General features: G+C 71.8%; 30 protein-coding genes and 3 tRNA genes. 18 read left to right on the top strand and 15 right to left on the bottom strand.

Annotated features, from left to right (window positions below):
* Positions 1-406 precede the first annotated feature (406 nt).
* Positions 407-1249, bottom strand: a complete 843-nt coding sequence (locus IEY99_RS07325) for a Rieske (2Fe-2S) protein (protein ID WP_229798194.1) — start codon at positions 1247-1249, stop codon at positions 407-409.
* Positions 1250-1444: 195 nt separating this feature from the next.
* Between IEY99_RS07325 and IEY99_RS07320 the strand changes: the two genes are divergently transcribed.
* On the top strand, positions 1445-2314 hold the full coding sequence (locus IEY99_RS07320) for an MEDS and STAS domain-containing protein (protein WP_194505960.1): 870 nt from the start codon (positions 1445-1447) through the stop codon (positions 2312-2314).
* A gap of 20 nt (positions 2315-2334) precedes the next feature.
* On the opposite strand, the gene IEY99_RS07315 is transcribed toward IEY99_RS07320, so the two are convergent.
* A complete protein-coding gene (locus IEY99_RS07315; RefSeq protein ID WP_189200429.1) occupies positions 2335-3696 on the bottom strand; it encodes a dihydrolipoyl dehydrogenase family protein in 1362 nt (453 codons plus the stop codon).
* Between the two features lie 39 nt (positions 3697-3735).
* Between IEY99_RS07315 and IEY99_RS07310 the strand changes: the two genes are divergently transcribed.
* The gene (locus tag IEY99_RS07310; RefSeq protein WP_229798192.1) at positions 3736-4818 is read left to right on the top strand and encodes a serine hydrolase domain-containing protein; all 1083 of its coding nucleotides are present in this window, start codon (positions 3736-3738) and stop codon (positions 4816-4818) included.
* A gap of 68 nt (positions 4819-4886) precedes the next feature.
* Positions 4887-5747, top strand: coding sequence for a hypothetical protein (locus tag IEY99_RS07305; RefSeq protein WP_189200427.1), 861 nt, complete (start codon positions 4887-4889; stop codon positions 5745-5747).
* A 112-nt stretch (positions 5748-5859) separates the two neighbouring features.
* Here the strand turns inward: IEY99_RS07305 and IEY99_RS07300 are convergent, their stop codons facing one another.
* Entirely contained in the window at positions 5860-7194 is a 1335-nt protein-coding gene (locus IEY99_RS07300; protein WP_189200425.1) for a cryptochrome/photolyase family protein, read from the bottom strand.
* Position 7195: 1 nt separating this feature from the next.
* A complete protein-coding gene (locus tag IEY99_RS07295; RefSeq protein WP_189200423.1) occupies positions 7196-8101 on the bottom strand; it encodes a phytoene/squalene synthase family protein in 906 nt (301 codons plus the stop codon).
* A gap of 66 nt (positions 8102-8167) precedes the next feature.
* On the opposite strand from IEY99_RS07295, the gene IEY99_RS07290 reads away from it, so the two are divergent.
* From IEY99_RS07290 to IEY99_RS07260, 7 genes are all read left to right on the top strand, one after another.
* Complete coding sequence (locus IEY99_RS07290) at positions 8168-9358, top strand: polyprenyl synthetase family protein (protein WP_189200421.1); 1191 nt, start codon at positions 8168-8170, stop codon at positions 9356-9358.
* A 48-nt stretch (positions 9359-9406) separates the two neighbouring features.
* Positions 9407-10921 (top strand): phytoene desaturase family protein, encoded by a 1515-nt coding sequence (gene crtI, locus IEY99_RS07285; RefSeq protein WP_189200419.1) that lies wholly within the window; start codon positions 9407-9409, stop codon positions 10919-10921.
* The gene (gene idi, locus IEY99_RS07280) at positions 10918-11517 is read left to right on the top strand and encodes an isopentenyl-diphosphate Delta-isomerase (protein ID WP_189200417.1); all 600 of its coding nucleotides are present in this window, start codon (positions 10918-10920) and stop codon (positions 11515-11517) included. Before crtI ends, idi begins: the two co-directional genes overlap by 4 nt.
* Positions 11507-12442 (top strand): MerR family transcriptional regulator, encoded by a 936-nt coding sequence (locus tag IEY99_RS07275; RefSeq protein ID WP_189200415.1) that lies wholly within the window; start codon positions 11507-11509, stop codon positions 12440-12442. The genes idi and IEY99_RS07275 overlap by 11 nt, the downstream gene beginning before the upstream one ends.
* 166 nt (positions 12443-12608) lie before the next feature.
* Positions 12609-12681: transfer RNA gene (locus IEY99_RS07270), tRNA-Glu, on the top strand.
* A 56-nt stretch (positions 12682-12737) separates the two neighbouring features.
* Positions 12738-12814 (top strand) — tRNA-Asp (locus tag IEY99_RS07265).
* A 32-nt stretch (positions 12815-12846) separates the two neighbouring features.
* Positions 12847-12923, top strand: a tRNA-Phe gene (locus IEY99_RS07260).
* A 502-nt stretch (positions 12924-13425) separates the two neighbouring features.
* Here IEY99_RS07260 and IEY99_RS07255 read toward each other — a convergent pair.
* Entirely contained in the window at positions 13426-14355 is a 930-nt protein-coding gene (locus IEY99_RS07255; RefSeq protein WP_189200413.1) for a PspC-like choline-binding domain-containing protein, read from the bottom strand.
* Between the two features lie 141 nt (positions 14356-14496).
* Positions 14497-15090, bottom strand: a complete 594-nt coding sequence (locus tag IEY99_RS07250; protein WP_189200411.1) for a PilZ domain-containing protein — start codon at positions 15088-15090, stop codon at positions 14497-14499.
* Positions 15091-15286: 196 nt separating this feature from the next.
* Here IEY99_RS07250 and IEY99_RS07245 point away from each other — a divergent pair, with 196 nt between their 5' ends.
* From IEY99_RS07245 to IEY99_RS07230, 4 genes are all read left to right on the top strand, one after another.
* Positions 15287-15715, top strand: coding sequence for an ATP-binding protein (locus tag IEY99_RS07245; protein WP_189200409.1), 429 nt, complete (start codon positions 15287-15289; stop codon positions 15713-15715).
* Between the two features lie 16 nt (positions 15716-15731).
* Entirely contained in the window at positions 15732-16073 is a 342-nt protein-coding gene (locus IEY99_RS07240; RefSeq protein WP_189200407.1) for an STAS domain-containing protein, read from the top strand.
* Positions 16074-16205: 132 nt separating this feature from the next.
* A complete protein-coding gene (locus IEY99_RS07235; RefSeq protein WP_189200405.1) occupies positions 16206-17249 on the top strand; it encodes an SGNH/GDSL hydrolase family protein in 1044 nt (347 codons plus the stop codon).
* A gap of 104 nt (positions 17250-17353) precedes the next feature.
* The gene (locus IEY99_RS07230; protein WP_189200403.1) at positions 17354-17671 is read left to right on the top strand and encodes a hypothetical protein; all 318 of its coding nucleotides are present in this window, start codon (positions 17354-17356) and stop codon (positions 17669-17671) included.
* On the opposite strand, the gene IEY99_RS07225 is transcribed toward IEY99_RS07230, so the two are convergent.
* From IEY99_RS07225 to IEY99_RS07215, 3 genes are read right to left on the bottom strand one after another with little or no spacing between them, the layout of a single operon-like run.
* Positions 17649-18329 (bottom strand): DUF2786 domain-containing protein, encoded by a 681-nt coding sequence (locus tag IEY99_RS07225; protein WP_189200401.1) that lies wholly within the window; start codon positions 18327-18329, stop codon positions 17649-17651. The two genes, IEY99_RS07230 and IEY99_RS07225, sit on opposite strands and share 23 nt — an antisense overlap.
* The gene (locus IEY99_RS07220) at positions 18326-18718 is read right to left on the bottom strand and encodes a hypothetical protein (protein ID WP_189200400.1); all 393 of its coding nucleotides are present in this window, start codon (positions 18716-18718) and stop codon (positions 18326-18328) included. Before IEY99_RS07220 ends, IEY99_RS07225 begins: the two co-directional genes overlap by 4 nt.
* A 37-nt stretch (positions 18719-18755) precedes the next feature.
* Complete coding sequence (locus IEY99_RS07215; RefSeq protein WP_189200751.1) at positions 18756-19130, bottom strand: hotdog fold thioesterase; 375 nt, start codon at positions 19128-19130, stop codon at positions 18756-18758.
* Positions 19131-19249: 119 nt separating this feature from the next.
* On the opposite strand from IEY99_RS07215, the gene IEY99_RS07210 reads away from it, so the two are divergent.
* Entirely contained in the window at positions 19250-19498 is a 249-nt protein-coding gene (locus IEY99_RS07210) for a hypothetical protein (RefSeq protein ID WP_189200398.1), read from the top strand.
* 13 nt (positions 19499-19511) lie between these two features.
* On the opposite strand, the gene IEY99_RS07205 is transcribed toward IEY99_RS07210, so the two are convergent.
* Genes IEY99_RS07205 through IEY99_RS07190 form a run of 4 tightly spaced genes read right to left on the bottom strand, consistent with a single transcriptional unit; the run spans position 19512 to position 22763 of the window.
* Positions 19512-20807, bottom strand: a complete 1296-nt coding sequence (locus tag IEY99_RS07205; protein ID WP_189200396.1) for a PrsW family intramembrane metalloprotease — start codon at positions 20805-20807, stop codon at positions 19512-19514.
* Complete coding sequence (locus tag IEY99_RS07200) at positions 20804-21373, bottom strand: hypothetical protein (protein WP_189200394.1); 570 nt, start codon at positions 21371-21373, stop codon at positions 20804-20806. Before IEY99_RS07200 ends, IEY99_RS07205 begins: the two co-directional genes overlap by 4 nt.
* A gap of 56 nt (positions 21374-21429) precedes the next feature.
* A complete protein-coding gene (locus IEY99_RS07195) occupies positions 21430-21990 on the bottom strand; it encodes an RNA 2'-phosphotransferase (protein ID WP_189200392.1) in 561 nt (186 codons plus the stop codon).
* Complete coding sequence (locus tag IEY99_RS07190) at positions 21987-22763, bottom strand: class I SAM-dependent methyltransferase (protein ID WP_189200390.1); 777 nt, start codon at positions 22761-22763, stop codon at positions 21987-21989. The genes IEY99_RS07195 and IEY99_RS07190 overlap by 4 nt, the downstream gene beginning before the upstream one ends.
* An 18-nt stretch (positions 22764-22781) precedes the next feature.
* Between IEY99_RS07190 and IEY99_RS07185 the strand changes: the two genes are divergently transcribed.
* Positions 22782-23153, top strand: coding sequence for a PPOX class F420-dependent oxidoreductase (locus IEY99_RS07185; RefSeq protein ID WP_189200388.1), 372 nt, complete (start codon positions 22782-22784; stop codon positions 23151-23153).
* Between the two features lie 110 nt (positions 23154-23263).
* On the opposite strand, the gene IEY99_RS07180 is transcribed toward IEY99_RS07185, so the two are convergent.
* Positions 23264-23473 (bottom strand): BldC family transcriptional regulator, encoded by a 210-nt coding sequence (locus IEY99_RS07180; RefSeq protein WP_014687221.1) that lies wholly within the window; start codon positions 23471-23473, stop codon positions 23264-23266.
* A gap of 304 nt (positions 23474-23777) precedes the next feature.
* A complete protein-coding gene (locus tag IEY99_RS07175; protein ID WP_189200386.1) occupies positions 23778-24617 on the bottom strand; it encodes a DUF8083 family protein in 840 nt (279 codons plus the stop codon).
* 164 nt (positions 24618-24781) lie between these two features.
* On the opposite strand from IEY99_RS07175, the gene IEY99_RS07170 reads away from it, so the two are divergent.
* Together IEY99_RS07170 and IEY99_RS07165 are read left to right on the top strand one after the other, a co-directional pair.
* Positions 24782-25864, top strand: coding sequence for a Glu/Leu/Phe/Val family dehydrogenase (locus tag IEY99_RS07170; protein WP_189200384.1), 1083 nt, complete (start codon positions 24782-24784; stop codon positions 25862-25864).
* A 179-nt stretch (positions 25865-26043) separates the two neighbouring features.
* The gene (locus IEY99_RS07165; RefSeq protein WP_189200382.1) at positions 26044-26259 is read left to right on the top strand and encodes a DUF3073 domain-containing protein; all 216 of its coding nucleotides are present in this window, start codon (positions 26044-26046) and stop codon (positions 26257-26259) included.
* The last annotated feature ends 68 nt before the right edge of the window (positions 26260-26327 follow it).

Raw genomic sequence — 26327 nt, 5'->3', positions numbered from 1 at the left:
CATTCTTGGCACTGGCTTATCAAGCACCCTGTTGAGTTCTCAAAGAACAACCACACACCGAGAAACTTGCCGCCTTGCTCGGCGACCCGCCCTCGGGGCACTCGTTCAACTTTACTAGGTCCTTCAGGCCCTGTCAACCGGTATCTCCCGGTTCGTGCCGTTCGTTCCTAGCGCACCCTTCGTCTCGGGCCCGGGGCGACCCTGCACAAGGCAGCACCGCTACGATCCCGAAGTTCGAAGGATTTGGCAGGACGGCCGGTAGCCGATCTTCCTGATCTCTCAGGTCGTTCCGCTTGCCTCGCCCGTTTCCCTGCCGGCTCGCAAAACATTACCCGGTCGTTCCCGCAGCGCCAAATCGGCCCCCCGTGTCGCCGGACACAGCGGGCCTGACCTGGGCAAATGAAGATCAGGGAGTGGCGATCGACAGAACGCCGCCGCTGATGCGGGTACGGAGCGTGGGCTGGTCCCCCGCCGCCGGCCCGTGCTGGACCACTCCGTCGGCGAGCCGGAAGGTGCTTCCGTGCCAGGGGCAGACGACGCAGGCGTCCGCGCCCGAGCCCTCGACCTTGCCCTCGCCCAGCGGCCCACCCTGGTGCCCGCACTGCTCCACCATCGCCGTCACGTCGTCGCCGACGCGGTACAGCAGGACCCGGACGCCGTCGATGGTCCGTACCGTCGGACGGCCCTCGGGAAGCGAGGCGACCTCACCCACCTCGGCCCAGTCCGCGGGCAGGCGCAGCTTGTCGGGTGAGGCCACGTTCATGCCGGCGCCCTGCTCGTACGAGAGGTGACCACCGAGATACGCCCCGCCGCCGGCCACGCTCAACCCGGCGTACGCGAGAAGGCGGCCCCATCCCCGCCGGCCGGCGAAACGGGCGGCGAGCGACCCGGCATAGAGACCGAGGGCGACGGCGTTGGCCGTCGCGTGGACGAGGCCGATCCGGCGCTGGTCCCGGGAGAGGGAGGACCAGTCGACCCAGCCGGCCGCGATGGCCGGAGCCGCGGCGGCGGTTCCCACGGCGATCAGCGTGGTCGCCGCCTTCCGCTGGCCGGGTAGCGCGTCCAGCACCGCGGCGCTCATGAACGCACCGACCGGCACCTGCACGAGGACGGGATGCAGCGGGTGACCGAGCCAGGTGCCGTGCAACAGGTCGCGGAGCCGCTGCGGCCTGGTCACGGCCTGGACGGCGCTCTGAAGGCGATCGCTGACCGCGTCCAGGGCGGTGGCCTTCTCGAGCCGGGAGATCATCTGCCGCACCATGCCAGGGTGTTACCCCGCGCGGGGCGCGGCCATTCCTCGATGCGCCACGCCGATCCGCACACCACCCCGACGAGGACCGGCCACGCCGATCCGCACATCACCCCGACGAGGACGGGACACAGCGATCCGCACACCGCCCGGCGAGCATGCGGGCCGGAGCTCCGGGTACGTAGGGAGTCCGAGATGGGAGGACACATGGCCCGCACGACACCGGTGGACCGGCTTCAGCCCGGCGACCATGCCTGCCTGACGTTCTCCGACCCCGAGGAGCGGCTCGACATCCTGGCCGCGTTCGTCGCCGCGGGCCAGGACCTGGGCGACCGCGTCATCTGCTTCACGACCGCGGTGAGCGCCGACGACCTCCGCGCCGACCTGCTGCACCGCGGCCTCGACGCGGGAGCGGACGTACGCGTGGCGCCCGGCGACCGGCTCTGGGGCGATGCCGCCGCGCCGGCCGCGACGAGCATGGTCGAGCTGCTCGCCCGCGAGCTCCGGCAGGCTCTGGCCGACGGCCGCCGGGGGCTGCGGATCACGGCGGACATGTGCTGGGCGGCGCGCCCGCAGGCGAACGCGGAGCAGCTGCTCGTGTTCGAGTCCGAGGTGGGACGGCTCTTCCAGGACGGCCGGCTCACGGCCATCTGCGAGTACGACCGCGAGAGCTTCGACCCGGTCACGCTGGGATACGCGTCCCGGGTCCATCCGCGTACGGTGGCGGCCACGGTCTATCACGAGGACCCGGTGCTGCGGATCTGCCGCCAGCACGTGCCGCCGGGCGTACGGGTGGCGGGCGAGCTCGACCACACCCGCGCGGACGCCCTCAGCGACGCCCTGGCCGAGGCCGTCCGGCTGGATCCGGACGTCCATCTCAACCTGAACCAGCTGCGCCTGCTCGACGCGGGCGCCGCCGCGGTCATCCTGCGGACGGCGGCCAGCCTGCCGAGCCGGCGCCGGATGGTGGTGGTGTGCACCGAGGCGGTCGAGCGGACGCTGACCCTGGCGGGCGCCGCCGACGTCCCGGCCCTGCGCATGCTGGTGCGGCATGGCGAGCACTGAACCGTCCGGCCCACCGGGTCCTAGAGCTGCCGCATCGCGTCGCCGATCGCCCGGTGGAACGTCGGGTAGGCCCAGATGGTGGCACGCAGGGCGGCGATCGGCACCGCCGCCGTGACCGCCACCGACAGCGCGCCCAGCACCTCGCCGCCGCACGGTCCGGCGCTGGTGGCACCGACGAGGACGCCGCGGGACCGGTCGGCGACGAGTTTGACGAACCCCGCGTTGCCCGGGCCGTGGATGAAGCCGCGCGACGACGACGGCAGGCTGGAGTGGCCGACCGCGACGTCGATGCCCGCCTCCCGCGCCTGCCTCTCGGTCAGCCCGACCGCACCGATCTCCGGATCGGTGAAGGTCACCCGCGGCCGGGCGCGGTAGTCCGCCGGCGGGCCGCCCTGGCCGAGGATGTCGCGGACGGCGACGTCCGCCTCGTACATCGCCATGTGGGTGAAGGCGCCGTTGCCGGTCACGTCGCCGACGGCCCAGATCTTGTCGCCCGCGCGCATCCACTCGTCGGTGGTGAGGAAGCGGGCCGACGGGTCGGCCCCCACGGTGTCCAGGCCCAGGCCGTCGAGTCGGGCGGCCCGGCCGGTGGCGACGAGCAGGCGCTCGCCGGTGACCGTCGACCCGTCGGAGAGGGTGAGCGAGAACAGGTCGCCGGAGTGGTCGACGTGCTGTGCTCGTACGCCGGTGCGGATCGTGATGTGGTCCTCGGCGAGGGCGGCGGCCACCGTCTCGGAGCTCTCCGGCTCCTCCATCGCCAGGAGGCGGTCGCTGCCCTCGATGATCGTGACGTGCACGCCGAACCGGGCCATGGCCTGCGCCAGCTCGACGCCGATCGCGCCGCCGCCGAGGACCGGCAGGGTGGTGGGCAGGGTCTCGGCCTCGACGGCCTCGCGGTTCGTCCAGAAGGGCGTGCCGGCCAGCCCGGCGATCGGTGGGATGACCGCCGCGGTGCCGGTCGCGACCACGATGCCCCGGCGGGCGTGGAACTCCTGGTCACCGACGCGGACCCGGCCGGGACCGGCGATCGCGGCGCGGCCGCGGACGAACCGCCCGCCCTTGCCGGTGAAGCGATCGACGGCGACCTTGTCGTCCCACGTGTCGGTCGCCTCCTCGCGGATCCGGCGGGCGACCGGCGCCCAGTCCGGCCGGACCTGCGCGGTGCCGGCGAGACCCGGGACCCGCCGGGCCTCGGCGAGCGCGTGGCCGGCGCGGGTCATCATCTTGGTCGGGATGCATCCCCAGTAGGGACACTCGCCGCCCACGAGTGTGTGCTCGATGCCGACCACCGAGAGCCCGGCCTCGGCGAGCCGGCCGGCGGCCTCCTCGCCGCCGACGCCGAGACCGATGACGACGATGTCGACCTGCTCCGCTTCACCCATGGGGCCAGCTTTCCACCGATCGCGGGTACGGTGCGCGACGTGCCTGAAGAGCTGTGGACAACGGGATGGGTGGCCCCCGGCTACGAGCCCGTACGGGAGGCGTTCGCCCAGCATGCGAGCGGCGGTTCGGCGTTGTGCGTGCTGCGCGGCGACACCGTGGTGGTGGACCTGCGGGAGGGCTGGCGCGATCCCGGGCGCACCCGGCGGTGGGATGCGCGGACGCTGGTCAACGTCTACTCGGTGGGCAAGCCCGTCATCGCCGCCGCGGTGCTCCTGCTGGCCGAGCGGGGGCTGCTCGATCTCGACGATCCGGTGGCGCGGCACTGGCCGCAGTTCCGGACCGGCGCTTCCGTACGGCAGGTGCTGACGCACACCTCCGGCCTGGCGGTCTTCCCGGTGCCGCGAGGACCGGGGGCGTGGAGCGACTGGGACCTGCTCTGCGGCGATCTGGCGGCCGCCAGCCCGGAGTGGCCCCCCGGCACCGTCGCGGCCGAGCACGCACTCACCTACGGGCACCTGCTGGGTGAGATCGTGCGGCGCATCACCGGCCGCGCACCGGGTGCCTTCGTCGCCGAGGAGATCGCCGGGCCGTGGCGGCTCGACCTCGCGTTCGGCGTGGCCGCCGCGGACCTCGACCGGTGCGCCGACCTGGAGTACGGCGGCCCCGGCTGGCCGGAGCGCATGGAGCCGGGCTCGGTGCGCGCCCGGGCGCTGGCGAACCCCGGTGGCTCGCGGGAACCGGCCGTGGTCAACGGCGAGGCGTGGCGCCGCGCGGTCGTGCCGGCGGTGAACCTGCACGCGACCGCCGAGGCGGTGGCCCGCTTCTACGCCGGGCTGCTGAACGGCGGTGAGCTCGACGGGCACCGGCTGCTCAGCCGCGCGTCGGTGGACGAGATGACCAGGGCCCAGTTCACCGGCTTCGACCACTTCATCGGCGCCGAGACCACATGGGGGCTGGGTGTGCAACGGGAGAGCGACGGCACCTGGGGCATGGGCGGCCTCGGCGGCAACGCCGGCTGGGCGGACCCGGCCCGGGGGCACGCCATCGCGTACGTCACGCGGCGGCTCGGCGACTTCGACCGGGTCACCGCGATCGACGCCGCGATCTCGTCGGTGGATTAGCTCAGCTGGCCCCGGCCGCGTCCGATTCTGAACCCCCGCGGAAGAGGAACACCGAGTAGGGGGCGGTCATGAGGGGGCGATGGCGGGCAGGGCTGGTGTCCGGCATCCTCGTGGCCGCCGCCTTGGCGCTGCCCGCGGCTTCGTCCGCGGGCAGCGCCGGGCTCACTCCCGCGCCGGCCGGCACCCGGGCCATGTGGCTCTGGGGCGACCCCCCGGCCGCCGAGGTCGTCGACTGGGCGTACCAGAAGAACGTCTCGGAGATCTTCGTCCACGTCTCGCCGGCCGTGCTGACCAACGGTGACCTGGCCCGGATCCAGGAGATGAAGGCTCGGGCCACGCCGCTGAACATCAAGCTGCGCGCGCTCGGCGGAGACCCCGCCTGGGTCGCCGACCACGCGGCCGCGCTCCGCTGGCAGCGTACGGTCGTCGCCACGGGCGTCTTCTCCGGAATCCACCTCGACGTCGAGCCGTACCTGCTCCCGGGGTGGACGACGAACCTGGTCGGCACGCAGACCGCCTTCCTCGACCTGCTGGACAAGCTCCGCGTCGGCAGCACGCTCCCCCTGGAAGCGGACGTGCCGTTCTGGTACGGCGAGTACCGGATCGGACGCAAGAACTTCGCCGACGAGGTGCTGCGGCGGGTCGGCGCCGTGACGGTCATGAGCTACCGCGACACCGGCACGGGCCCGAACTCCATCCTCGGGATCAGCCAGGACTGGCTGGCCCGCGGCAAGGCGGCGGGCAAGCGGGTGCGGCTCGGCGCGGAGACGGTGCCGCTGGCGGACTGCCCGCACTGCACCTTCGCCGAGGAGGGCGCGACCCGGCTGCAGGAGGAACTGGCCGAAGTGGACGCGGCGACGCGCACGACGGCGGCCTTCGCCGGCATCGCGGTGCACCGTTACGGCACGTGGCGGGCGCTGCCGGACTGAGGTTTCGCCGGCGCCCCGGTGGGCAGGTTGTCGCGGGTCCTGCCGGCTCTAACGGACGAACGCAACGGGTCGGCAGGACCCGCTTTCCGTCCGGCACGCCGGGCGGAAACCCTCATGGCCGCAACCAGACCGCCTCGTCGCGGTGCGACTCGAGCGGCTCCGGATAGTCGAGCCGTGCCCGCACCGTATCCGGCAGGCGCCAGGGCTGGTGTACGGCCTTGCCCGGAATCGAGGCTAACTCCGGCACGTAACGACGAACGTACACGCCGTCAGGGTCGAAGCGCTCGGCCTGCCGGACCGGGTTGAAGCGCCGATAGGGCTTCGTGTCGTTGCCGGTGCCGGCGACCCACTGCCAGTTGCCCGAGTTGCTGGCGACATCGCCGTCGTCGAGCCAGCGGAAGAACCACTTCACGCCGTCGCGCCAGTCGAGGCCGAGATGCTTGGTCAGGAACGAGGCGGTGATCAGCCGGGCCCGGTTGTGCATCCAACCCTCGGCCCGCAGCTGCCGCATGCCGGCGTCCACGACGGGAACGCCGGTGAGCCCGTCCTGCCAGTGCGCGAGGGCATCCTGATCGCCACGCCACTGCCCGTCGCCGGACTTGCGGTAGGCCTCCGTCGAGATCTTCGGGAAGGCGTGGGTGACCTGGTAGTAGAAGTCGCGCCAGCCGAGCTGGCGGACGAACGCCGCCGGTCCGGCACCGTCGGCGTCGCGCGCCGCGTGCGCCACGGCCAACGGCGAGAGACAACCGAAGCGAAGGTACGCGCTCAGCCGCGAAGTGCCGTCGGCCGCCAGATCGTCGTGCAGATCGTCGTACGGCCCCAGGTGCCGCAGCCAGGCCTTCAGCCGCCGCAGCCCCTCGGTCTCGCCGCCCGTCGACGCATCGGGCGACTCTCCATCGGGCAGGTCGGGCAGCTCGCCGGCGACGAGCCCGTCCGGGAGCAGGATCCGGGCCGGCGTGGCCACCTCGTCGCGCCACTTCGCCGACCCCCAGGCGCGGTAGTACGGCGAGAAGACCTTGTAGTGCCCCTCGCCCCCGGCCGGACGGATCTCGCCGGGCGGGACCACCGTGGTCCCCGGAAAGAGCCGCAGGGAGATGCGGTGCCGCTCGCATTCGCGCGCCAGCCCGCGTTCCCGGCGGCGGGCGTAGCCGCTGACATCCTGAGCGAGTGCGATGCCGTCCGCTCCCACCTGACGGGCGAGCCCGACAGTCTCGGCCACCGGGTCGCCCTCGCGGACGACCAGGTCGGCGCCGCGCGACCGCAGGCTCGCGCGCAGGTCGGCCAGGCACTGGTGCAGGAATCGGGCGCGGTTGGGCGAGACCGCTTGCAGCCGCGGGTCGAGCACGAAGAGCGGCACGACCCGTTCCGCGTTGGCGCAGGCCGCGGCGAGCGCCGGGTTGTCGTGCACCCGCAGGTCGCGGGTGAAGAGCACGATCGCCGTACGCATGTCAGGCCCGCGCCAGAGCGGGCATCGGGCTGCCCGGCCGGGTCAGCAGGGACCGCACCGCCACCCCGGCCCGGCGCCGGCCGGCCACCGTGGCCCGGCGGCGGAAGACGTCGTAGTCGGCGGCGACCACCTCGTCGAGGATGCCGGCGTAGAGCTGGAAGGCGGTTCTCATGCACGCCTGCGAGCCGGGGAGCAGCAGCGGGATGCCCGGCGCGGCCGCGGCGTAGTGCTCGTCGGCGCGGGCCACCTCCGCCCGTATCAGTGCCTTGATGGCCGGCGTCGCCCGGCCCGCGGCCCGCGCCGACCGCAGGTCGTCCCGGGTGACCCCGAACTCGGCCAGGTGGGCGTCCGGCAGGTAGGTGCGGCCGCGGTCGAGATCCTCGCCGACGTCGCGGATGAAGTTGGTCAGCTGGAACGCGAGCCCGAGCTGGCGGGCCGGTTCCCGGGCGGCGGCCGGATCGCTCGACCCGAGGATCGGCAACATCATCGTGCCGATGACCGCGGCCGAACCCTCCATGTACGCGAGGAGGTCGTCGTAGGTGGCGTACGAGGTGACGGTCAGGTCCATCGCCATGCTGCGGAGGAACGCGTCGAAATCGTCGACGCTCAGGTCGAAGACCGCGATCGTGTGCAGCACCGCCGGCAGCAGCGGGTCGTCGACCGGCTCGCCGCGCAGGCCGGCGACGAAGCCGTCCGACCACTCCCGCAGGCGGGCGGCGCGCTCGGCCGGCGGCAGCTCCCCGGTGCTGTCGACGATCTCGTCGGCGTAGCGGGTGAAGCCGTAGAGGGCGTGCACATGCCGGCGCTTCCAGGTGGGCAGCAGCCGAGTGGCGAGGTAATAGGTGCGGCCATGGCTCCGATGCAGCTCACGGCAGCGTTCGTAGGCCGCCGCCAGATCGGTGTCCACCGGACCTCCCCGAAATAATCGACTCAGCAATCGACGCAACACGTAGCCTACGGTACTGTCCTCGTCGTGGCCAACGACATCCTCGTGGGAAGCCGCCGAGGCGGGATCCCCTGTCAGCCGAGCACCCCGGACGCCGTGGTGACCGCCGTCGAGGGGACCCTGGCCGAGTTCCTGAGCAGCCAGATCGCCACCCTCGACGCCGTCGACCCGGCGCTCGGCCGGTTCGCCCGCACCAGCCGCGACCTGGTGCTCGCGGGCGGCAAGCGGCTCCGGCCGACGTTCGCGCACTGGGGGTGGCGCGGGGTCGTCGGCGTGCGCGAGCCGATCGACCCGGTGCTGCCGGCCCTGGCCGCGCTCGAGCTCATGCACACGTTCGCACTGGTGCACGACGACGTGATGGACGGCTCGGCCACCCGCCGCGGCCGCCCGACGGCACATCGCCTGTTCGCCGCCGAGCACCGCCAGGGCGGCCGGGTGGGCGACCCCGACCACTTCGGCGCCACCTCGGCGATCCTGGTCGGCGACCTCTGCCTCGTCTGGGCCGACCAGTTGCTGGCCCAGGCGGCGCTGACGACGGCCACCGTCTTCGCGGTGCGCGCATGTTACGACCGCATGCGCGTGGAGGCGGTCGCCGGCCAATACCTCGACGTGCTGGGCGAGACGCAGCCGCAGGAGTGGTCACTCGACCGGGCGCTGGTCGTCGCCCGGCACAAGACCGCGAGCTACACCGTGCAGCGCCCGCTGCTGTTCGGGCTCGCGCTCGCCGGACCGGCGCGGCCGGGGACGACCGCGGTCACCGAGGCGTACCAGCAGTACGGACTGGCGATCGGCGAGGCGTTCCAGCTCTGCGACGACCTGCTCGGCGTCTACGGCGATCCCGCCGTGACCGGCAAGCCCGCCGGGGACGACCTGCGCACCGGAAAGCCGACCGCGCTGCTGATGCTGGCCCGGCAGCTCGCCACCCCCGCCCAGCTCGCCGAGCTGGCCCATACTCCCGCCGGAGCCGTCAACCCCGCCGACGGCTCCGGCGGGTCCCACCCCGGTGGCGCCGCCCCGGCGGCGCATCACCTGACGGACCAGCAGATCGCCCGGCAGGCGGAGATCATCGCGGAGACCGGCGCCGTCGCCCGGGTCGAGGCGATGATCCGGCAACGGGTGAACCACGCCGTCCGGACCATCCGCGACGCGCCCGTCCACGACGACGCCCGCGCCGCCCTGACCGAGCTGGCCATCACCGCCACCCACCGGCCAGCATGATGGTCTGCGCTGCAACCACTTCCCCTCGACCGTTCGGGAGCTGCTGACGTGCGACGAGTGACAGGGCCGACCGACCGGGTGGTCGTCGTCGGGGCCGGGCTCGCAGGCCTGGCGTGCGCGCTGCACCTCGCCGGGGCCGGACGGCAGGTGACGGTCGTCGAGCGCGAGCCGCTGCCCGGTGGGCGGGCCGGCCGGCTCTCGGTCGACGGGTACGAGTTCGACACCGGTCCCACCGTGCTGACCATGCCGGAGCTGATCGCCGAGCCCCTGGGCGCCGTCGGTGAGCAGCTGTCCGACTGGCTCGAGCTGACTCCCCTCGATCCGGCCTACCGGGCGTACTACCCGGACGGGTCCACCCTGGACGTGCTCACCGACACCGTCCGGATGGCGGCCGAGATCTCCCGGGTGTGCGGGCCGCGCGAGGCCGACGGCTACCTGCGGTTCGTGGACTTCGCCCGCAAACTGTGGCGGCTCGAACGCGACGACTTCATCGACCGCAATCTCGACACACCGCTCGACCTGCTCAACCTCGGCCTCGTCAAGCTGATCGGGATGGGCGGCTTCCGCCGGCTCCAGCCGAAGATCGACCGGTACTTCCGCGATCCCCGTACCCGGCGGATCTTCTCCTTCCAGGCGATGTACGCGGGCCTGGCGCCGCACGACGCCCTCGCGATCTACGCGGTGATCGCGTATCTCGACGCGGTGGCCGGGGTCTACTTCCCCCGGGGCGGCATGCACGCCGTGCCCAGGGCACTGGCCGGGGCCGCGGAGAAGCACGGCGTCGAGTTCCGCTACGCGACCACGGTGACCCGCGTCGAGACGTCCGGCGGACGCGCCACGGGAGTCGTCACCGACACGGGCGAGCGCATCGCCGCCGATGTCGTCGTCCTCAATCCCGACCTGCCGGTGGCCCTGCGCGACCTGCTGCCGGCGTCCGCGCGGCCGCGCAAGCTGCGGTATTCCCCCTCGTGCGTCGTGCTCCACCTCGGCTCCGACCGGGCCTATTCCAAGATCGCGCACCACAACATCCACTTCGGCGCGGCCTGGAAGGGCACGTTCGACGAGGTCATCCGGCAGGGTCTGCTGATGAGCGACCCGTCGCTGCTGGTCACCAACCCCAGCCGCACGGACCCGGGCGTCGCCCCGGCCGGACGGCACAGCTACTACGTGCTCGCTCCGGCGCCCCACCTCGACCTGGCGCCCCTCGCCTGGCGGGACGGTCTCGGCCGGCGCTATGCGGACGAGTTGCTCCGCGTGCTGGAGCAGCGCGGATACGTCGGCTTCCGGGACGGCGTGGAGGTCGAACGGATCATCACGCCGGCCGACTGGGCGGAGCAGGGGATGGCCGCCGGCACGCCGTTCGCGGCCGCGCACACGTTCACCCAGACCGGTCCCTTCCGGCCCGGCAATCTGCATCCCGCGCTGCCCAACGTGGTGTTCACGGGTTCCGGGACGCAGCCGGGTGTCGGCGTGCCGATGGTGTTGATCTCCGGGAAGCTGGCGGCCTCGCGGATAACCGGCTCCACGCGGAGCCACGGGCAGATGGTGGGGAGGCCGGCATGAGGGAGCCGCGGACCGGGGAGATCGGCGGGGCGGGGTCACGCGAATCCCATCTCGTCGAGCTCGTCGACAAGGAAGGGTCGGCCACCGGCGAGATCACCGTCGAGGAGGCCCACCGCGCCCCCGGGCTGCTGCACCGCGCCTTCTCCGTGTTCCTGCGGGACGCCTCGGGCCGGGTGCTCCTGCAGCAGCGGGCGGCCACCAAGACCCGGTTCCCGCTGCGCTGGGCCAACACCTGCTGCGGGCATCCCGCACCCGGCGAATCGCTCGACGTCGCCGCCAAGCGCCGCCTCGTCGAGGAGGTGGGGGTCGAGGACGTCGACCTGACCGAGGTGGGGGTGTACTCGTACTACGCGGAGGACCCCGCCACCGGACGGGTCGAGTACGAGTACGACCACGTCCTGCTCGGCCGCCTGGACGACGACGCGCCGCTGCTCGTCGATCCCGGGGAGGTCGCCGGGGTGCGGTGGATGCCGCTCGACGAGCTGGAGCTGGCCCTCGCCCGCGAGCCGCGGGCGTACGCCCCCTGGCTGTCCGGCGTCACCGACCGGCTCCGGCGGCACCTCGACGACGACGCGGGGCGGTCGGGTGGCCGATGAGGCGCTGACGGCCGGGGCGGTGGCGCGCCGTCTGGGGGTCGCCGTCACGACGCTACGGACCTGGCACCAGCGGTACGGACTGGGGCCGAGCCAGCACACGCCCGGGCAGCACCGGCGGTACACCCCCGAGGACCTGGAACGGCTGCAGGTCATGCGGCGGCTCACCGGCCAGGGCGTGGCACCGGCCGAGGCGGCGGCATGGGCCCGGCGCGTGCCCGTCGACGGGGTCCGGCCCGGCACGGCCGGCGGGCTGCCCTGCACGACCCGCGACGGCGGCGGGCACACCATCCGTACGGGACGAGCCGGCCCCGCCGCCCGCGGCCTGGCCCGTGCCGCCATGCGTCTCGACGCGCCCGCCCTGCGCGACATCCTCGCGACGGCCGTGGCGGACCGAGGCGTCATCGGCGCATGGCAGGACGTGATCATGCCGGTCCTGATCGGCATCGGGGACCGCTACGCGGCCACCCGCCGCTTCATCGAGGTGGAACACCTGATCTCGCGCTCCGTCACCGAGGTCCTGAGCTCCGTGGCCCGGCCACCCAGCAGCCGGGCCCCCCGGGTCATGCTGGCCGCGGCGGACGAGGAGCAGCACACCCTCCCGCTGGAGGCCCTCGCCGCGGCGCTGGCCGAGGCGGGCGTCCCGAGCCGGCTGCTGGGCGCCCGCGTACCCCCGCAGGCGCTGGCCGACGCGGTCGCGCGCACCGGACCGGCGGCGATCGTGCTGTGGTCGCAGTTCGCCGAGACGGGCGACCCGGCCCAGTGGACCCGGCTGTTGTCGGCCGGTCACGGCCCGCTGCTGGCCGCGGCGGCCGGTCCGGGATGGCCGGCGGATCGCCTGCCGCCGGGCGTCGTGCGACTGGACAGCCTCGGCGAGGCGGTCCGGCGGGTGGCGGCAACCGTCCGCGAATGTCCCGCCCCCGGCTGACATCCGCCGACCCGATCACCGTCTGCCCTGGTCAGAGGGCCCGACGCGGCGAAGGGCATACCGGTTTGGATGATGGGCGGGCCATCACGTATGCTTTCCAAGCCTCAAGCGGGGCCGGTTGGGGCCCACACCGCAGGAATTGTGAATGTGCAATGATGGCGGAGTTGCCCTCATCGTCTAGTGGCCTAGGACGCCGCCCTTTCAAGGCGGTAGCACGGGTTCGAATCCCGTTGGGGGTACGGACCTGACTTAGGTCAGTGCAACGGCAAGTGGTAAGAATAAGCAACACCAGCAAGGTCCTGTGGAGCAGTTGGAGTGCTCGCCGCCCTGTCAAGGCGGAGGTCGCGGGTTCAAGTCCCGTCAGGACCGCCAGTGCCCAGCCGAGCGGATTCATCGCACGGCACGGCCAGGTAGCTCAGTTGGTACGAGCGTCCGACTGAAAATCGGAAGGTCGGCGGTTCGACCCCGCCCCTGGCCACCACAGCCCGACCCGGGCGCGATGCCCTCACCAGCGGAAACGCTCGTGAGGGCTTCTTCTTTCCCCGGCGCGGCCGCGGCGACCACCATTTCCAGGGGACCTCCAGGTGTGGTGGAGTGCCCTCATCCCAGAAGCCCGTGGCAGCTCCGGCCGGGATACCACGGGCTTCGTCGTGCGCCTTGCGGCCCGGCACCGACCGGGTCGCGCCCTGGTGCGCCGTTCGATGCCGGCCGCCAGCCGGGGGCCGCGAGCGCGCAAGGTGAGCCGCCCCAATGGCGCCTACAGCTCCGAGGACGTCGAGCTTGCCGTAGCCGTCGGATGCCGGGCCGGCCGCGAGCCGTATGTCCTGGCCGCCTTCCGAGGTCGAGGGCGCTTCGCGTCGCAGGCGACGGCGGCAAGCGGTCACCCTCGACCTCGCAGCCGCGGCGTCCAGGCGGTCAGGGGCTGAGCGGCAGGCCCGCACGGGAGCGCCCCGCCGGCCTATTACCCGCCGGCTTCGTCGCTATCAAGGAACGAACGTCCGGGCGATGTGGGTCCACCCCGGGGAGAAGAAGCCGGCCGAGAAGGAGTGGGTGGTCGTGTGCTGGTTGCTGTGCGGATCGATGGAACCGCTGGCTCCGGCGCCCGTGGCGGCGTTGTAGGAGAAGACTCCGCCGGAGCGGGGCACCACGTGGGTCCATCCTGTCGCGAGGGAGCCGGCCGGGTAGGAACGTTTGGTCTCGTGGTGCTTGCTGGTGGGATCGACGTAACCGATGGCTCCGGCACCCGTGGAGGAGTTGTAGAACCACAGCCGGCTGGAGGCGGACACGATGTGGGTCCACCCCGTCGCGAAGGAGCCGGCCGGGTACGACTGCGTGGTGGTGTGTTCGCCTTCCCAACCGACGATGCCGGTAGCGGCGGCACCCGTGGAGGAGTTGTAGTAGAACAGCCCTCCGGCGAAGGCGCCCGCGATGTGGGTCCAGCCCGTCGAGAAGAAGCCGGCCGGGTAATTCCGCACGACCGAGTGATTGCGGCCGTCGTCGACCTTGCCGATCATGACGGCGCCGGTGCGGGAGTTGTAGTACAGCAGCCGCTGGAAATCGAATTGCTCGATGTGGGTCCACCCCGTCGCGAAGGAGCCGGCCGGGTACGAACGCACGGCGATGTGATTGCTGGCCGAATCGAGGTAGCCGGTGGCGGCGGCGCCCGTGCGGGAGTTGTAGTACAGCAACCCGTCCCCCACGTTCACGATGTGGGTCCACCCCGTGGAGAAGGAGCCGGCTGAATAACTGCGCAGGGTCACGTGGTCGATGGAGTCGACATAGCCGATGGCGCCGGCGCCCGTCGACTGCACGTAGTACATCAACCGATCCCTGGTGCCGGCCTGGGCGGGACTTCCCGTCGAGGCCAGCAGGGCGAGCATGCAGAGCATGATGACGCCGATACGTCTGCGCAACACTCCGATCCTTCCTGATCTCATGCATCAACTTCGATCCATGTGATCACGACGATCGGCGCCCTGTCCGGCCGCAGTCGTGTCAGCGTTCCGACATCAACCATTCATGCTTTTCGCGCGGAAGAACGAACAGCGGAACGGCTACTCGTCGTCCGCGCTCGCGCGGCGCCGTTCGGCCAGTTGCCATTCGAGCAGATAGCGGCGGACCTGCTGGGCCTGGGATTCGGTCAGCATGTAGAGGATGACCACCTCGGCAGGCTCGTCGGGCTTCTCCGCCTCCCGGGTGAGGAGCACCGTTCCGCTGGCGTCGAAGTGCCGCTCGCCCAGGGTGACCCGCGCCTGGACCGGGTCGCCCTCGACGAACTGCAGGTCGGTGACGGCGCAGCGCAGCGCCGCCTCGCTGATGTCCTCGACCGTGGCGACCTGCCACTGGGTGTCCTCCTCGTGGCGGAGGAGCGCCGCTTCGCCGCCGCCGCCACGGAAGAAGGTGCGGCGGGTGACCGGCTCCGGCTCACCCACGATGCGCAGGCGCCACCGTTCCCCGACCCGGCCGAGCATCTGCGTCATGACGCGGTACCGGTGCGGGGGACGGTTCCAGGCGACCAGGATCTCGTCGCCCGCCTCCGGGGTGGCGACCTCCAGCTCCGGGGCCGGGGATGGCATCAGCATGATGTCGTCTTCCAGGTCGTCGACCCGGGATTCCCACTCGACGCCCCGCACCTCGGGGTTGATCACGGTCCCGATGGTGAGGTGTTTCGGGTTCCGCGGCACTCGTACACCTCGCCTTTCGAAGACCGTAGTTGCTGGTCATTATCGTCCGGGAAGGTCCGTTTATCAGGAAATATGACCTGCGGCATCGGAACGGGGGACGGGAACCGGACATCAAGGCATCCACGTACATGATCAGCATCCTTGGTGGGCATAAGATCGCATGGCCTTCATCAGCGCGCAGCACCCACCACGGATGACCGAGCTCCAGCGGTGGGTGCTGGACAGTCCCCCGCAGCTGAAGACCCTGCGAGCGTCCCTGCACAGAGCCATCACCGGGCAAGCCCTGGCGGACGGCGCCTCGCTCGACGAGGTGCCCGAGAAGGTCGTCCTGGTCGCCACCGAGCTGGCCACCAACGCTCTGCGGCACGGTCTGCCGCCGACGATCGTACGGCTCGGGCGGGCCGGGGACGGGTTCGTGCTGGACGTCGCGGACCATTCGCCCGAGGCACCGCCCGAGTACCGGGCGGACCGGCCGCTCGGGCACGGCGGGCTGGGACTTCAGCTCGCCAAGCGGTTCGCGCTCGAGATCGGCTGGTACGTCGAGGACGGCACCAAGCATGTCTGGGCGGAGTTCCCGGTACCCACCTGACTTATGATCACGAATGATGGACAGCGACGCCGGCTACGAGATCACCCGGGAGGCGGGCGCCGTCCGGCTGTCCGGTGAGTTCGACATCACCGCGCGGGACGAGCTGCGGTCCATGCTCCTTCAGGCCATCGCCGAGAACCGGGCCACCGACGACGACCAGGCCACCGACGAGGACGGCACTGCGGGGGTCGTGGTCGACTTCGCCGGCGTCACCTTCCTCGACAGCGAGGCCATGGGCGCGCTCATCGATGGGCTCAACGCCGGGCGGGCCGCCGGGGTGAAACTGTCGATCGTCAACGCCCACGGCATCGTCAACCGGGTGCTTGAGGTCTCGGGAGTCCTCGAGCTGTTCCAGTAACCCCAGCAGCACGCCGGGTCCCCGGCACCGCTCGCACCGTGATCACAACCCACGGCTACCGGGCGGAAATCGTGTGGGCGCCGTCACGGCCGATCTGTCGGGCGAGAGCCGCTGACGATCGGGGGATTCGCCGTGGGCATCTTGGGGCAGAGCTGGTCCGGCGTCCGCCGGATGGGCGTCATGGCCATGGCCGGCGTGCTGGCCGCGGGCCTGGCGACGAGTGCCGGATCGCCGCAGGTCGCCTCCGCCGAGCCGGTACCCCCCGCCGTCGTGGGCGGCGACCCGGTGCGGACGAACGCCGTCGAGGCGCTGCGGGTCATGCCGCTCGGCGACTCGATCACCATGGGCACCGGCTCGCCGTCGCGCAGCTCGTACCGGATGGAGCTGGCGAAGCGGCTGCTCAAGGGCGGACTGCAGATCAACTACGTGGGCTCGCAGCGCAACGGCATCGGCTCGGACATCAACCACGAGGGCCACGGCGGCTGGAACATCGACGAGCTGGCGACGAAGGTCGACGACTGGCTGGCCGCCGCCCGCCCCGACGTGGTGCTGCTGCACGTCGGCACGAACAACTTCAAGGAGGGCCACAGCGCGTACAAGACCGCTCGCAAGCTCTCCGCCCTGCTCGACAAGATCCGCGCGGCGCGGCCGGAGGTGCACATCTTCCTCGCGCAGATCACCATGTCGCGCCTGCCCGGGGAGGCCGCCGAGGCACGGGTCTACAACCGCCTGATCCCCCAGCTCGTGGCGGACCGGCGGGACGGCCGGATCACGGTCGTGGACCAGTCCTCGATCGCCGGTATCGACCTGCACGACCTGCGCCACCCCAACGACTTCGGCTACTCGAAGATGGCCTGGAACTGGTACCGGGCCATGGCGCCCGCCCTCGGCGCCTCGGGGTACACCGGGCCCAACCCGTACACGATGCAGAACACGGTCCGCTGCCTGCGCCAGAAGGTGACCGTCGGCGGCCGGACGCGCCACCGCACCGAGTGCCGCACCTGGCGGCTGCGCACCACCACCATGCAGGTCAACGGCGTCAACCGCCGGGTCCGTACCTGGCTGACGCTGCGCGTGGTCCCGCAGACCTACCGCGTACGGGTGAACGGCAAGCTCGAGGCCCGCACCCGGATGGTGCAGCGCTGGACCGGGCCGGGCGATCTGCTCGACGTCTGAGGCCCGGCGACATCGGGACACTTTGCCCTTTCTTGCAGGGACCTAGCGCGATCGGCACGTCTTCCGTAGTGCTAACCGGGAACCGAGTTCGCGGGAGGAAGCACGTGCCGAGATTCAGCAACGCGGAGGAGCAGGCCGCCTGGACGCTCGCCGAGGCTCTCAGTGAGAAGGCCATGGCGTGCATGCGGGAGGCCGAGCAGGCCGCGGAGAACTTCCGCGTCGGCAAGGTGCAGATGCGGCGCAACTTCAAGGCCCGCGGCCTGTCCGAAGTGGATGCCGACATCCGCTGGTCCGGGACCACTCGGGCGAAGAAGGCGCTCGCCGACAACGGCTGGTACATGTCCCAGGCATCGATGTACAACGAAGCGGCCGCCGCGCAGTACGCGAAGGCGCTCTACCTCAGGAATTGCGAAGGCCTCTAGCGCCGCCCAGGTCCGCGGAGTGGCCGGCGGCGTAGCCCTGCCGCCGGCCGGTCCCGGCCAGCCGGCGGGGACCCAGCCGGGCGAGCCTCGGGTACGTCTCGTCGCGGCGGCGTTCGACCAGCTCCGTGCGGTCGGCCAGGACGAGCTCCGCGCCCGGCGCCGCGGCGGCCGCCACCCGTTCCGCGGCGGTGAGCCGGGCCCGGATCGCCTCGGTGAAGCCCGCCAGCCAGGAACGCCGGAACGCGGCGGGATGGTCGTAGCCGGGCACCTCGGTCGCGGCCAGCCCGTGCGCCGCCTGGACCAGCAGCGACGTGAAGAGCAGCTCCACCCGTTCCAGGTCGGCGCCGTGCCCGAACAGGTGCACCCGGGCGGTGCCGCGCCGCTCCAGGTGGACGGCTTTGCAGCGCAGCGCGAGGGCGACGGCGCCGAGCAGCGCGGCCTTGTCCCGCGAGTACGGCGGCTCCACCGTCACCACCCGATCACCGACCGGGTCGAGGGCCGGATCTGCGCCGGCGAGCAGCGCCCGGTCGATGCCGTACTTGGCGATGAGCTCGGCGGCCTTCGCCGTGAACGCCTCGGCCTCCGGCGGCGTGCAGGCCGGGTCCTCGGCCTTCGCCAGCAGCTTGCGGACCCGGGAGAGAAGAGGGTCCTCGGTCATGCCGCGCGGTGGCGCAGCGTGGCCACCGTGGAACCCGCCAGTGCCAGCAGGCAGTCCGGGAGCTGGCCGTCGGCGATGGCCGCCCCGAAGAGCGCCTCGCCGGTCGGGACGTCGCCGTTGACGTACGCGCTGACGAACCGCGCCACCCACCGCTTGTCGTAGCGCGCGTCGTCGATTCCGGGGAAGTCGAGGGTCCAGGCGCCGCCCGTGGGCACGTTCCGTCCCACCATCGTCGCTGCGAGGCACCACGCCACGTCGTACGCGCCCACCACGCCCGAGCGGTCCACGACCGCGTCGAACGTGCCGACCACAGCGTCGCTGTCGCCGCTGAGCGCGCAGTGCAGCACCTGCGCCGCGTCGTCCAGTGCGTGCTGTGGTACGTCGGTCACGTCAAGAAAGGTACGCGGATTCGTCAACCAGCGCTTCTCAAGCGCCGCGCAGCAGGCAGGTGATCCGGGCGGTGCAGGCCCGGTCGCCGTCCTCGTCGGTGATGACGATCTCGTAGGTGACCATCGTGCGGCCGCGGTGCACCGGGGTGGCGACGCCGGTGACGACGCCGGAGCGCACCGCCTTGTGGTGCGTCGCGTTGATGTCGACCCCGACCGCGAACGGACGGTCGACGGTCGCGCCGTGCAGGACCGCTCCGACCGACCCGAGAGTTTCCGCCAGTACGCAGGAGGCGCCGCCGTGCAGCAGCCCGTACGGCTGGGTGTTGCCGTCGACCGGCATGGTGGCGACGACCCGCTCGGGGGTCGCCTCGGTGATCTGGATGCCCATCCGCTCGGCCAGGGCGCCGTGCATGTTCAGAGTTGAGGTCACGTCGGGCAACGCTACCGGCGGGTTCGTTTCCCGGGTCGCCAGGGTGGTGGCCTGGGCCTACGTTGGTACGAAGCCCGCACCCCCGAGCGAGGAGACCAGCCATGAGCGAGCCCCAGGAGATCGTGGAGACGCGCGGCGACGACCGCGTCGACCTGCTCGCCTCCGACACCAACGGCGACGGCCGGCCCGACGTGTGGGTCGCGGACACCGACGGCGACGGCAAGGCCGACCTGTTCCAGTTCGACACGAACAACGACGGCAAGGTCGACATCACCATGGTCGACCTCGACCAGGACGGCACCCCGGACATGGTCGTCGACGGCGACGGCGGCATCCCGCCGACGGCCTGACCCCGGCGGCGGCTCAGCCTCCGCCCAGGGTGCTGACGGCCGCCCACAGAACGGCGACGGCGACGGCGGCGGAGAAGGCGGCCGAGGCCGTACGCCGCCAGGGCCCCTTGCCGGCGGGCACGACCGCCTCGGCATGGCCGAGCTGCACGAGCGTGCGGCGGTGCCGGCGCACCTCCTGACAGCGGCGGCTCAGGTCCGGCGTGCCGCGGCTGATCTCGACCGCCAGCCGGGCCTGCGCGCGTTGCAGGCGGCGTACGGCGGCCCAGGCCCGGATGCCGGCACGGACCCGGGCGTGCCACCGCGCGCTGGCCCGCCGCGACCCCGACCGGAGCGCGTCGAGCTCGGCGGGCGTGACGAGCTCGGGATCGTCGAGCGTCGCGAGCTGCGCGGTGTAGTAGTCCGCCTCGCGGTCGTGCGCGGACCGCACGAGAAGCCAGGTCAGCAGCAACGGCGGCAGGCCCTTGAAGACGAGTACGGCCAGCAGCGCCACGGCGCCGTTGCCCAGCCCGTCACGCAGCAGCGGCGAGTTCCACAGCACGTGCGACGCCCAGGCGCCCAGCACGCCGAGCATGGCCGCGCCGATCCGGATCCGCGCGGGCCGGTCGGCGCGCACGACGAGATACCCGATGCCCGCCCCGGCCAGTGCGCCGAAGAGGGTGTGGCTCCACACCCCGGACACGAAGCCGCGCAGCAGGAATGTGGTGACCACCGGCTCGACGTGGTCGCCGCGGCCGGCCAGCGCGACGGCGCCCATCGCGTACACGATGTCCTCGGCGATCTGGAAGCCGAGCCCGACCATCGCGCCGTAGACGACGCCGTCCAGCACGCTGTTCACCTGCCAGCGGGCGACGAGCACGATGGCGACCACGCCGAGCGCCTTGGCGATCTCCTCGACCGTCGGGCCGGCCAGCGCGGCGCCCCAGTCCGCGGCGAGGTGCGGCGAGCCGAGCTTCGCCATCAGGTCGTCGAGCGCGGCACTGCCCGGGATGGAGACGGCCGTCGCCACGAGTGCGCCCCAGGCGAAGGCCAGAATCAGCAGGGCGGGCGGCTCCCGTTCGAGGAAGTCGAGCTCCGACACGACGAACCAGAACGGCACGGCGAGCAGGGCGAACAGTGCGGTCGCGGTGATCAGGGCAAGCGGGTACGCCTGGGCGAACCGCACCGCGATCATGGACATCCGCGCGGCGCCGGCCAGGACGACGGCGATCACGATCCAGAAGACGGGCCGGCGCAGGAGGCCGAGGCCCGGCTCGGCACCGGGCCGCACGGGGGCGGACCGGGCGCTGCGCAACCGGGGCGCGGCGGTCATGGGGTCCGCTCCGGGGCGTACCGGAGGGTGCCGGTGCTGGCGTCGATGGCGGGCAGAGTCCGGCCCAGGTCGAGGTCGTCCCCGCTGACCGTGACCTCGATGGTGCGTCCGTCGGCGACGAAGACCGCGTACCGGCCGCCGAGTCCGGGTCCGCTGTAGCCGCCCTGGACACCGGCCAGGCCGCTCGCGGTGGCGACGGTCAGCTCGGTGCCGGTGACCTGGTAGCCGGCCGTGCCGGTGATGCGCCGGCGCAGCCGCGCGGCCGCCGTGTCCAGGCTGCCGTCGAAGGGCTGGACGCTGACCAGGTAGCGGACCGGTCCGAGCCGGAACAGGACGGTGCCGGAGTCGTCGGCCGGACGGGTCTCGGTGACGTCGATGCGCGCGCCGGGCGGGGGCACGACGCTCACCCCACCCCCGATCTCGTACGGGCGGTCGGTCGGCACCGGGCGATCGGCGGGCAGCGCGTGGTTGAGGGCGGGAAGCCCGAAGGCGAGTCCACCGAGGGCGGCGACGAGGGTGAGAGCACCGAGGAGGTTCGCTCGCTGACTGCGCGTAACCCCTCCCATCCCCATACGCTAACGGTCCCCGCGTACAGGCTCCCGATGGAGAGTGTTTTGTCCGTTTATCCGGATCGTTCGCGGATAAAGCCGGCGGGCACGGCAGCGGTCAGCCAGACGCCGTTCTCGCTGCGGTGGAAGACGTGACCCTCCGTCGCCATCGCGGCGGCGTCCACCTCGAGGATCGCCACGTCCGCCGACCTGCGTCGCCCGACGAGGCGCGCGGTCGGCACGTCCGGCGAGAGATGGACGTGATGGCGGCTTCGTGGCCGCAGGCCGTCCTTCATGATCGACGGCAGGTTCTCCCGGGGCGTGCCGTGGAACAGGACCGCGGGCGGCTCCGCCGGCGGCAGCCCGAGGTCGACGCTCACCCGCCGGGAATGGCCCTGGTTCGCGCGGATCCGTTCGACCCCGTCGGCGCCGGTGACGACGGCGAAGCGGGACTTGTCGTTGCCGGCGACGACCACATCGAGGTCGGCGCGGGCGAGGGACAGCGCCGCCAGCAGATCGGCGACCGGCACCCAGCCGTTCGCGTCCAGGGTGAGGCCGGCCGCCTCGGGCCGGTGGCGCAGCAGCAGCGACAGGCGTTTGCTGAGGCGTACTTGTTCTCTGGTCAGTGGGGTCAAGTGGTCAACTCCATGACCGCAAGGTAGTAAGGCCGGTCCTGGGTGTCGACGGATTTCAGCCGCCAGGCCGTGCCGCGCAGCAGCTCCTCCAGCTCGTCGACGGAGCAGTTCAGATAGTCGAACCAAGGCGTGGTCAGCCGGCGGTAGCGCAGCCGGAGCCGCAGCTGGCCGCCGATGCGGCCCCGCTCCCGGTTGCGCCGGTGGTAGTCGGCGTGCACCGGATCGGTCGTTCCGTACGGGTCGGTGCCCTGCGCGACGATGCGGGCACCCGGCCGGGCCAGCGCGGCGAGCGCGGCGAGGAAGGCCGGGGCGCGGCCGGGCCCCTCGAGCAGGCCGAGATTGTTGCCCAGCAGCAGGAAGGTGTCGTAGCGGGCCGGGGCCCGGGCATAGTCGTCGACCGTGACGGTGACGGTGTCGCGCAGCCCTCTCCGCCGGGCGACCTCGATGGCACCCGGCGAGGTGTCCAGCCCGGTCACCGCCATGCCGCGGCGCTGCAGCTCCAGCGCCGTACGCCCGGCACCGCAGCCGACGTCCAGCACCGCACCGCGGCAGAGCCGCAGGGCCCGGACGTCGTGCGGCTGCCACTCGTCCGGCTCGGCGAGGTAGTGGTCGGCGGGCGCGCCGTTGATCAGCCCGTCGTCACGCTCGATGATCTCGATGACCGGCCGCGGCACCCGCCCGCCGGCCAGCGGCCGTGGCCCGATCCCGGTGCGCACCGCGTACGCGTCCCGGATCATCTCTCCGAACACGTCCCCGAGCGCCGGCTGATCCATTGTCACTACTCTTGACGCATGCCCACGCTGGAGCAACTCGCTTCCGAGAAGTACGTCCTCCTGACGACCTTCCGCCGCGACGGCCGGGCCGTGCCGACTCCGCTCTGGGTCGTCCCGGACGGCACCGGGCTGGCCTTCTGGACGCCGCAGGGCACCGGGAAGCTCAAGCGCATCCGCAACGACGGACGAGTCACGGTCGCCGCCTGCGACCTGCGCGGCAATCCCGCGGGCGAGGCGATCGAGGCGACCGCGCGGATCGGCGACGAGGCCGATCGGGTACGGGTGGGCGAGGCGCTCAAGCGCAAGTACGGCCTGATGGGCCGCCTGACCCTGGTGGGCAGCCGGCTGCGCCGCGGCCTGCACGGCACGACGACGATCCTGGTGTCCTGAGCCGCCGCGACGGTTTCCCTCGACCGTCGAGCAATCCTCGCCAGACGCAAAAGGGGCGATCGCCTTCCCCGGCGCTCGCCCCTTTTATCGATCCTTCGCCTCGACCGCGTTCAGTCGCCCTGGCGCTGCGTGGGGATCTGCCCCTGCAGCAAGGCTCGAACTTCCGACTCCCGGTAGCGACGGTGTCCGCCCAGAGTGCGAATTGCACTGAGCTTCCCCGCCTTGGCCCACCGGGTGACGGTCTTCGGGTCGACACGGAACATCGACGCCACCTCGGCCGGGGTTAGTAGCGGCTCAGGATCATGCGTACGCGATGCCATCGGTCACTCCTCCACAGGTACCTAAAGACATCGGCCGGGGTCCCGCCGGCCGGTGCGTCTCTCATGGTCCGGCTAGTCCCCGATGTCCGACATGGGCCGAACGGCCGAACGTCCCTAGATAGACGGTTGAAGCATGCCCGATTTATACCGGTTTTCTACGCCAGAAAGTGTCTTGTTTGGACCGAAAATCACGCTTCGCGGGACGGCGATTACGAAGAGTATTCGCCTAGAGAGCGCTCTCACGGCCGCCCTTCCGTGCATGTTCGTCCGCGTTTCGGCTGGTCATGGCGCTACCCCCAGGGCCTCAGTTGCAGCGCTCGAGCAACTGCACGGCGCGCCAGCGGGCGACGAGCTTCTCGTACGCCTCCGTGGCGGCGTCCGCGTCACCCCTCGAAAGTGCCGACAATCCCGCGGCCACCAGTCCGGGTGAATCGTCGTCGCGCAGATCGCCGTCCTGCAGCAGCCCGGTCAGGCCGCCGTAGTCCAGCTCGACGATCGACCGGGGATGGAACTCCTCCAGCCAGCGCGTGCCCTCCTCGACCGCCTCGGTGATCGGCGCGTCGCCCAGCGACTTGCGCAGCACCGACACGCCGCGGTGCGCGCGCCGCCGCGCCTTGGAGATCTCGGTGCGGTAGCGCAGCGAGCGCCGGCCGCCGTTCAGCTGGATCTCCCGCTCGTCCAGGTCGACGAAGACGAACCAGCGCAGCGGCACGCCCCACGTGGCGACCTGCTCGTGCACCCGGGGCACGCCGTGCTCGAGCACCTTGGCCCCGCTGCGCCAGTCCTCCACGACCGCCTTGGCCTGACCGGCCAGCACCGGGGGCACGAACGCGTCGGCGAGCACGCTCGGCACCCCGTCCCGGGCGTTCAGCGCGGCCTCGGCCACCCGCAGGCGCAGGTTCCAGGGACAGATCAGCAGCGTGTCGCCCCACTCCAGCACGTACGCTTCATCGGGGAGGTCGGGCAGCCGGGTCCAGCCGGCGCCGAGCGCCTCCAGCACGGCGGTGCGCTGCCGGACCGGCCCCTCGACCGGGCCCAACGCCCGGCCCTCCCGCGCGTACCGCCGCCAGAAAAGCTGGCGGTCCCGGTCGAAGGCGGTCAGTGGTTCATAAACGCGCAGGTACGACGCGAACAGTGACGGCACGGCGCGATCCTTTCACGAAATCGCCGCCGATTGACTTCTCGCGCGCAGCCAAATCGGGTGGCAGCATGCACGGCTAGGCTCGCGAATGTCCGGCAACACCCCGCCGGACCAGGCAGCGCGTCCCACGAGGGCGCACACCTCAACACACTCAGGAGAGAGCAGTCATGGGCGTGTTCGTCAGCAACGACGGCATCGATGCCGTCGGGCACGAGCAGGTCGTCTTCTGTCAGGACCGGCACACCGGCCTGAAGGCGATCATCGGTATCTACTCCACGGCCCTGGGGCCCGCGCTGGGCGGCACCCGGTTCTACCCGTACGAGAGCGAGGAGGCGGCCGTCACCGACGTGCTGAACCTCTCGCGCGGCATGGCGTACAAGAACGCCCTGGCCGGCCTCGACCTCGGCGGCGGCAAGGCGGTCATCTGGGGCGACCCGGCGCTGGACAAGTCGGAGGCGCTGCTGCGCGCGTACGGCCGCTTCGTCGAGACGCTGAAGGGCCGTTACTACACCGCCTGTGACGTCGGCACGTACGTGCCGGACATGGATGTCATCGCCCGCGAGACCCGCTACGTCACCGGCCGCAGCGTCGAGTACGGCGGCGCCGGCGACTCGTCGGTCCTCACCGCCTGGGGCGTCTTCCAGGGCATGCGCGCCGCCGCCGAGCACACCTGGGGCCGCCCGACCCTGGCCGGGCGCCGGGTGGGCATCGCCGGCCTCGGCAAGGTCGGCAAGTACCTGGCGGGTCACCTGATCGAGGACGGCGCCACCGTGGTCGCCACCGACGTCAACCCGGCCGCGCTCGAATGGGCTCGGGCCACCTACCCCCAGATCGATCTCGTCCCGGACACCCAGGCGCTGATCACCAGCGACATCGACGTGTACGCGCCCTGCGCGCTGGGCGGCGCCCTCAACGACGAGACGGTCCCGGTGCTGCGGGCCAAGATCGTGACCGGCGGCGCGAACAACCAGCTCGCCCACCCCGGCATCGAGAAGATGCTCGAAGAGCGGGGCATCCTCTACACGCCGGACTACGTGGTCAACGCCGGCGGCGTGATCCAGGTGGCCGACGAGATCGAGGGCTTCAACTTCGAGCGCGCGAAGCTCCGGGCCACCAAGATCTTCGACACCACCGGACAGATCCTGCGCCTCGCGGACGACGAGGGCGTGCCGCCGGCGGTGGCCGCGGACCGCCTCGCCGAGCGCCGGATGGCCGAAGTCGGACGGCTCCGCAGCATCTACCTGGGTTGAGAGATTTGTACGCCGTCGCGCGCCGCGTCCACGACAGGCCGCGACGCGCGACGGTGGTACACGTAACCCGAGGTGCCGAAGGCGGCATCGTCCATGTACCGTAAGACCCACGAGAGATGCCTGACGTCATCGGGGCCCGCCTTCGGGCTGCCCCGAATTCTGTGCGAGGGGGTCGAGCCATGGGGCGCGGCCGTGCTAAGGCCAAGCAGACAAAGGTGGCCCGGGAGTTGAAGTACCACTCCCCGAACACCGACCTCACCGCCTTGCAGCGCGAACTGGCGAGTGCTGGTAAGTCCGACCATCACTTCGACGACGACGACAACGACTTCGTCGACGACGATGACGATGACGACGCGGACGACGAGCACGACCGCTGGTCGCCTTCGAGGCGCTGACCCGTATTGCACAGAGCACGCGGCTTCCCGCGTGCTCCCGTGTGTCGCGGTCGTTCCGGCAGTCCATG

Source organism: Couchioplanes azureus, from assembly GCF_014648355.1.
Lineage (GTDB): Bacteria > Actinomycetota > Actinomycetes > Mycobacteriales > Micromonosporaceae > Actinoplanes > Actinoplanes azureus.
This window is presented reverse-complemented; position numbering and strand designations above follow the sequence as displayed.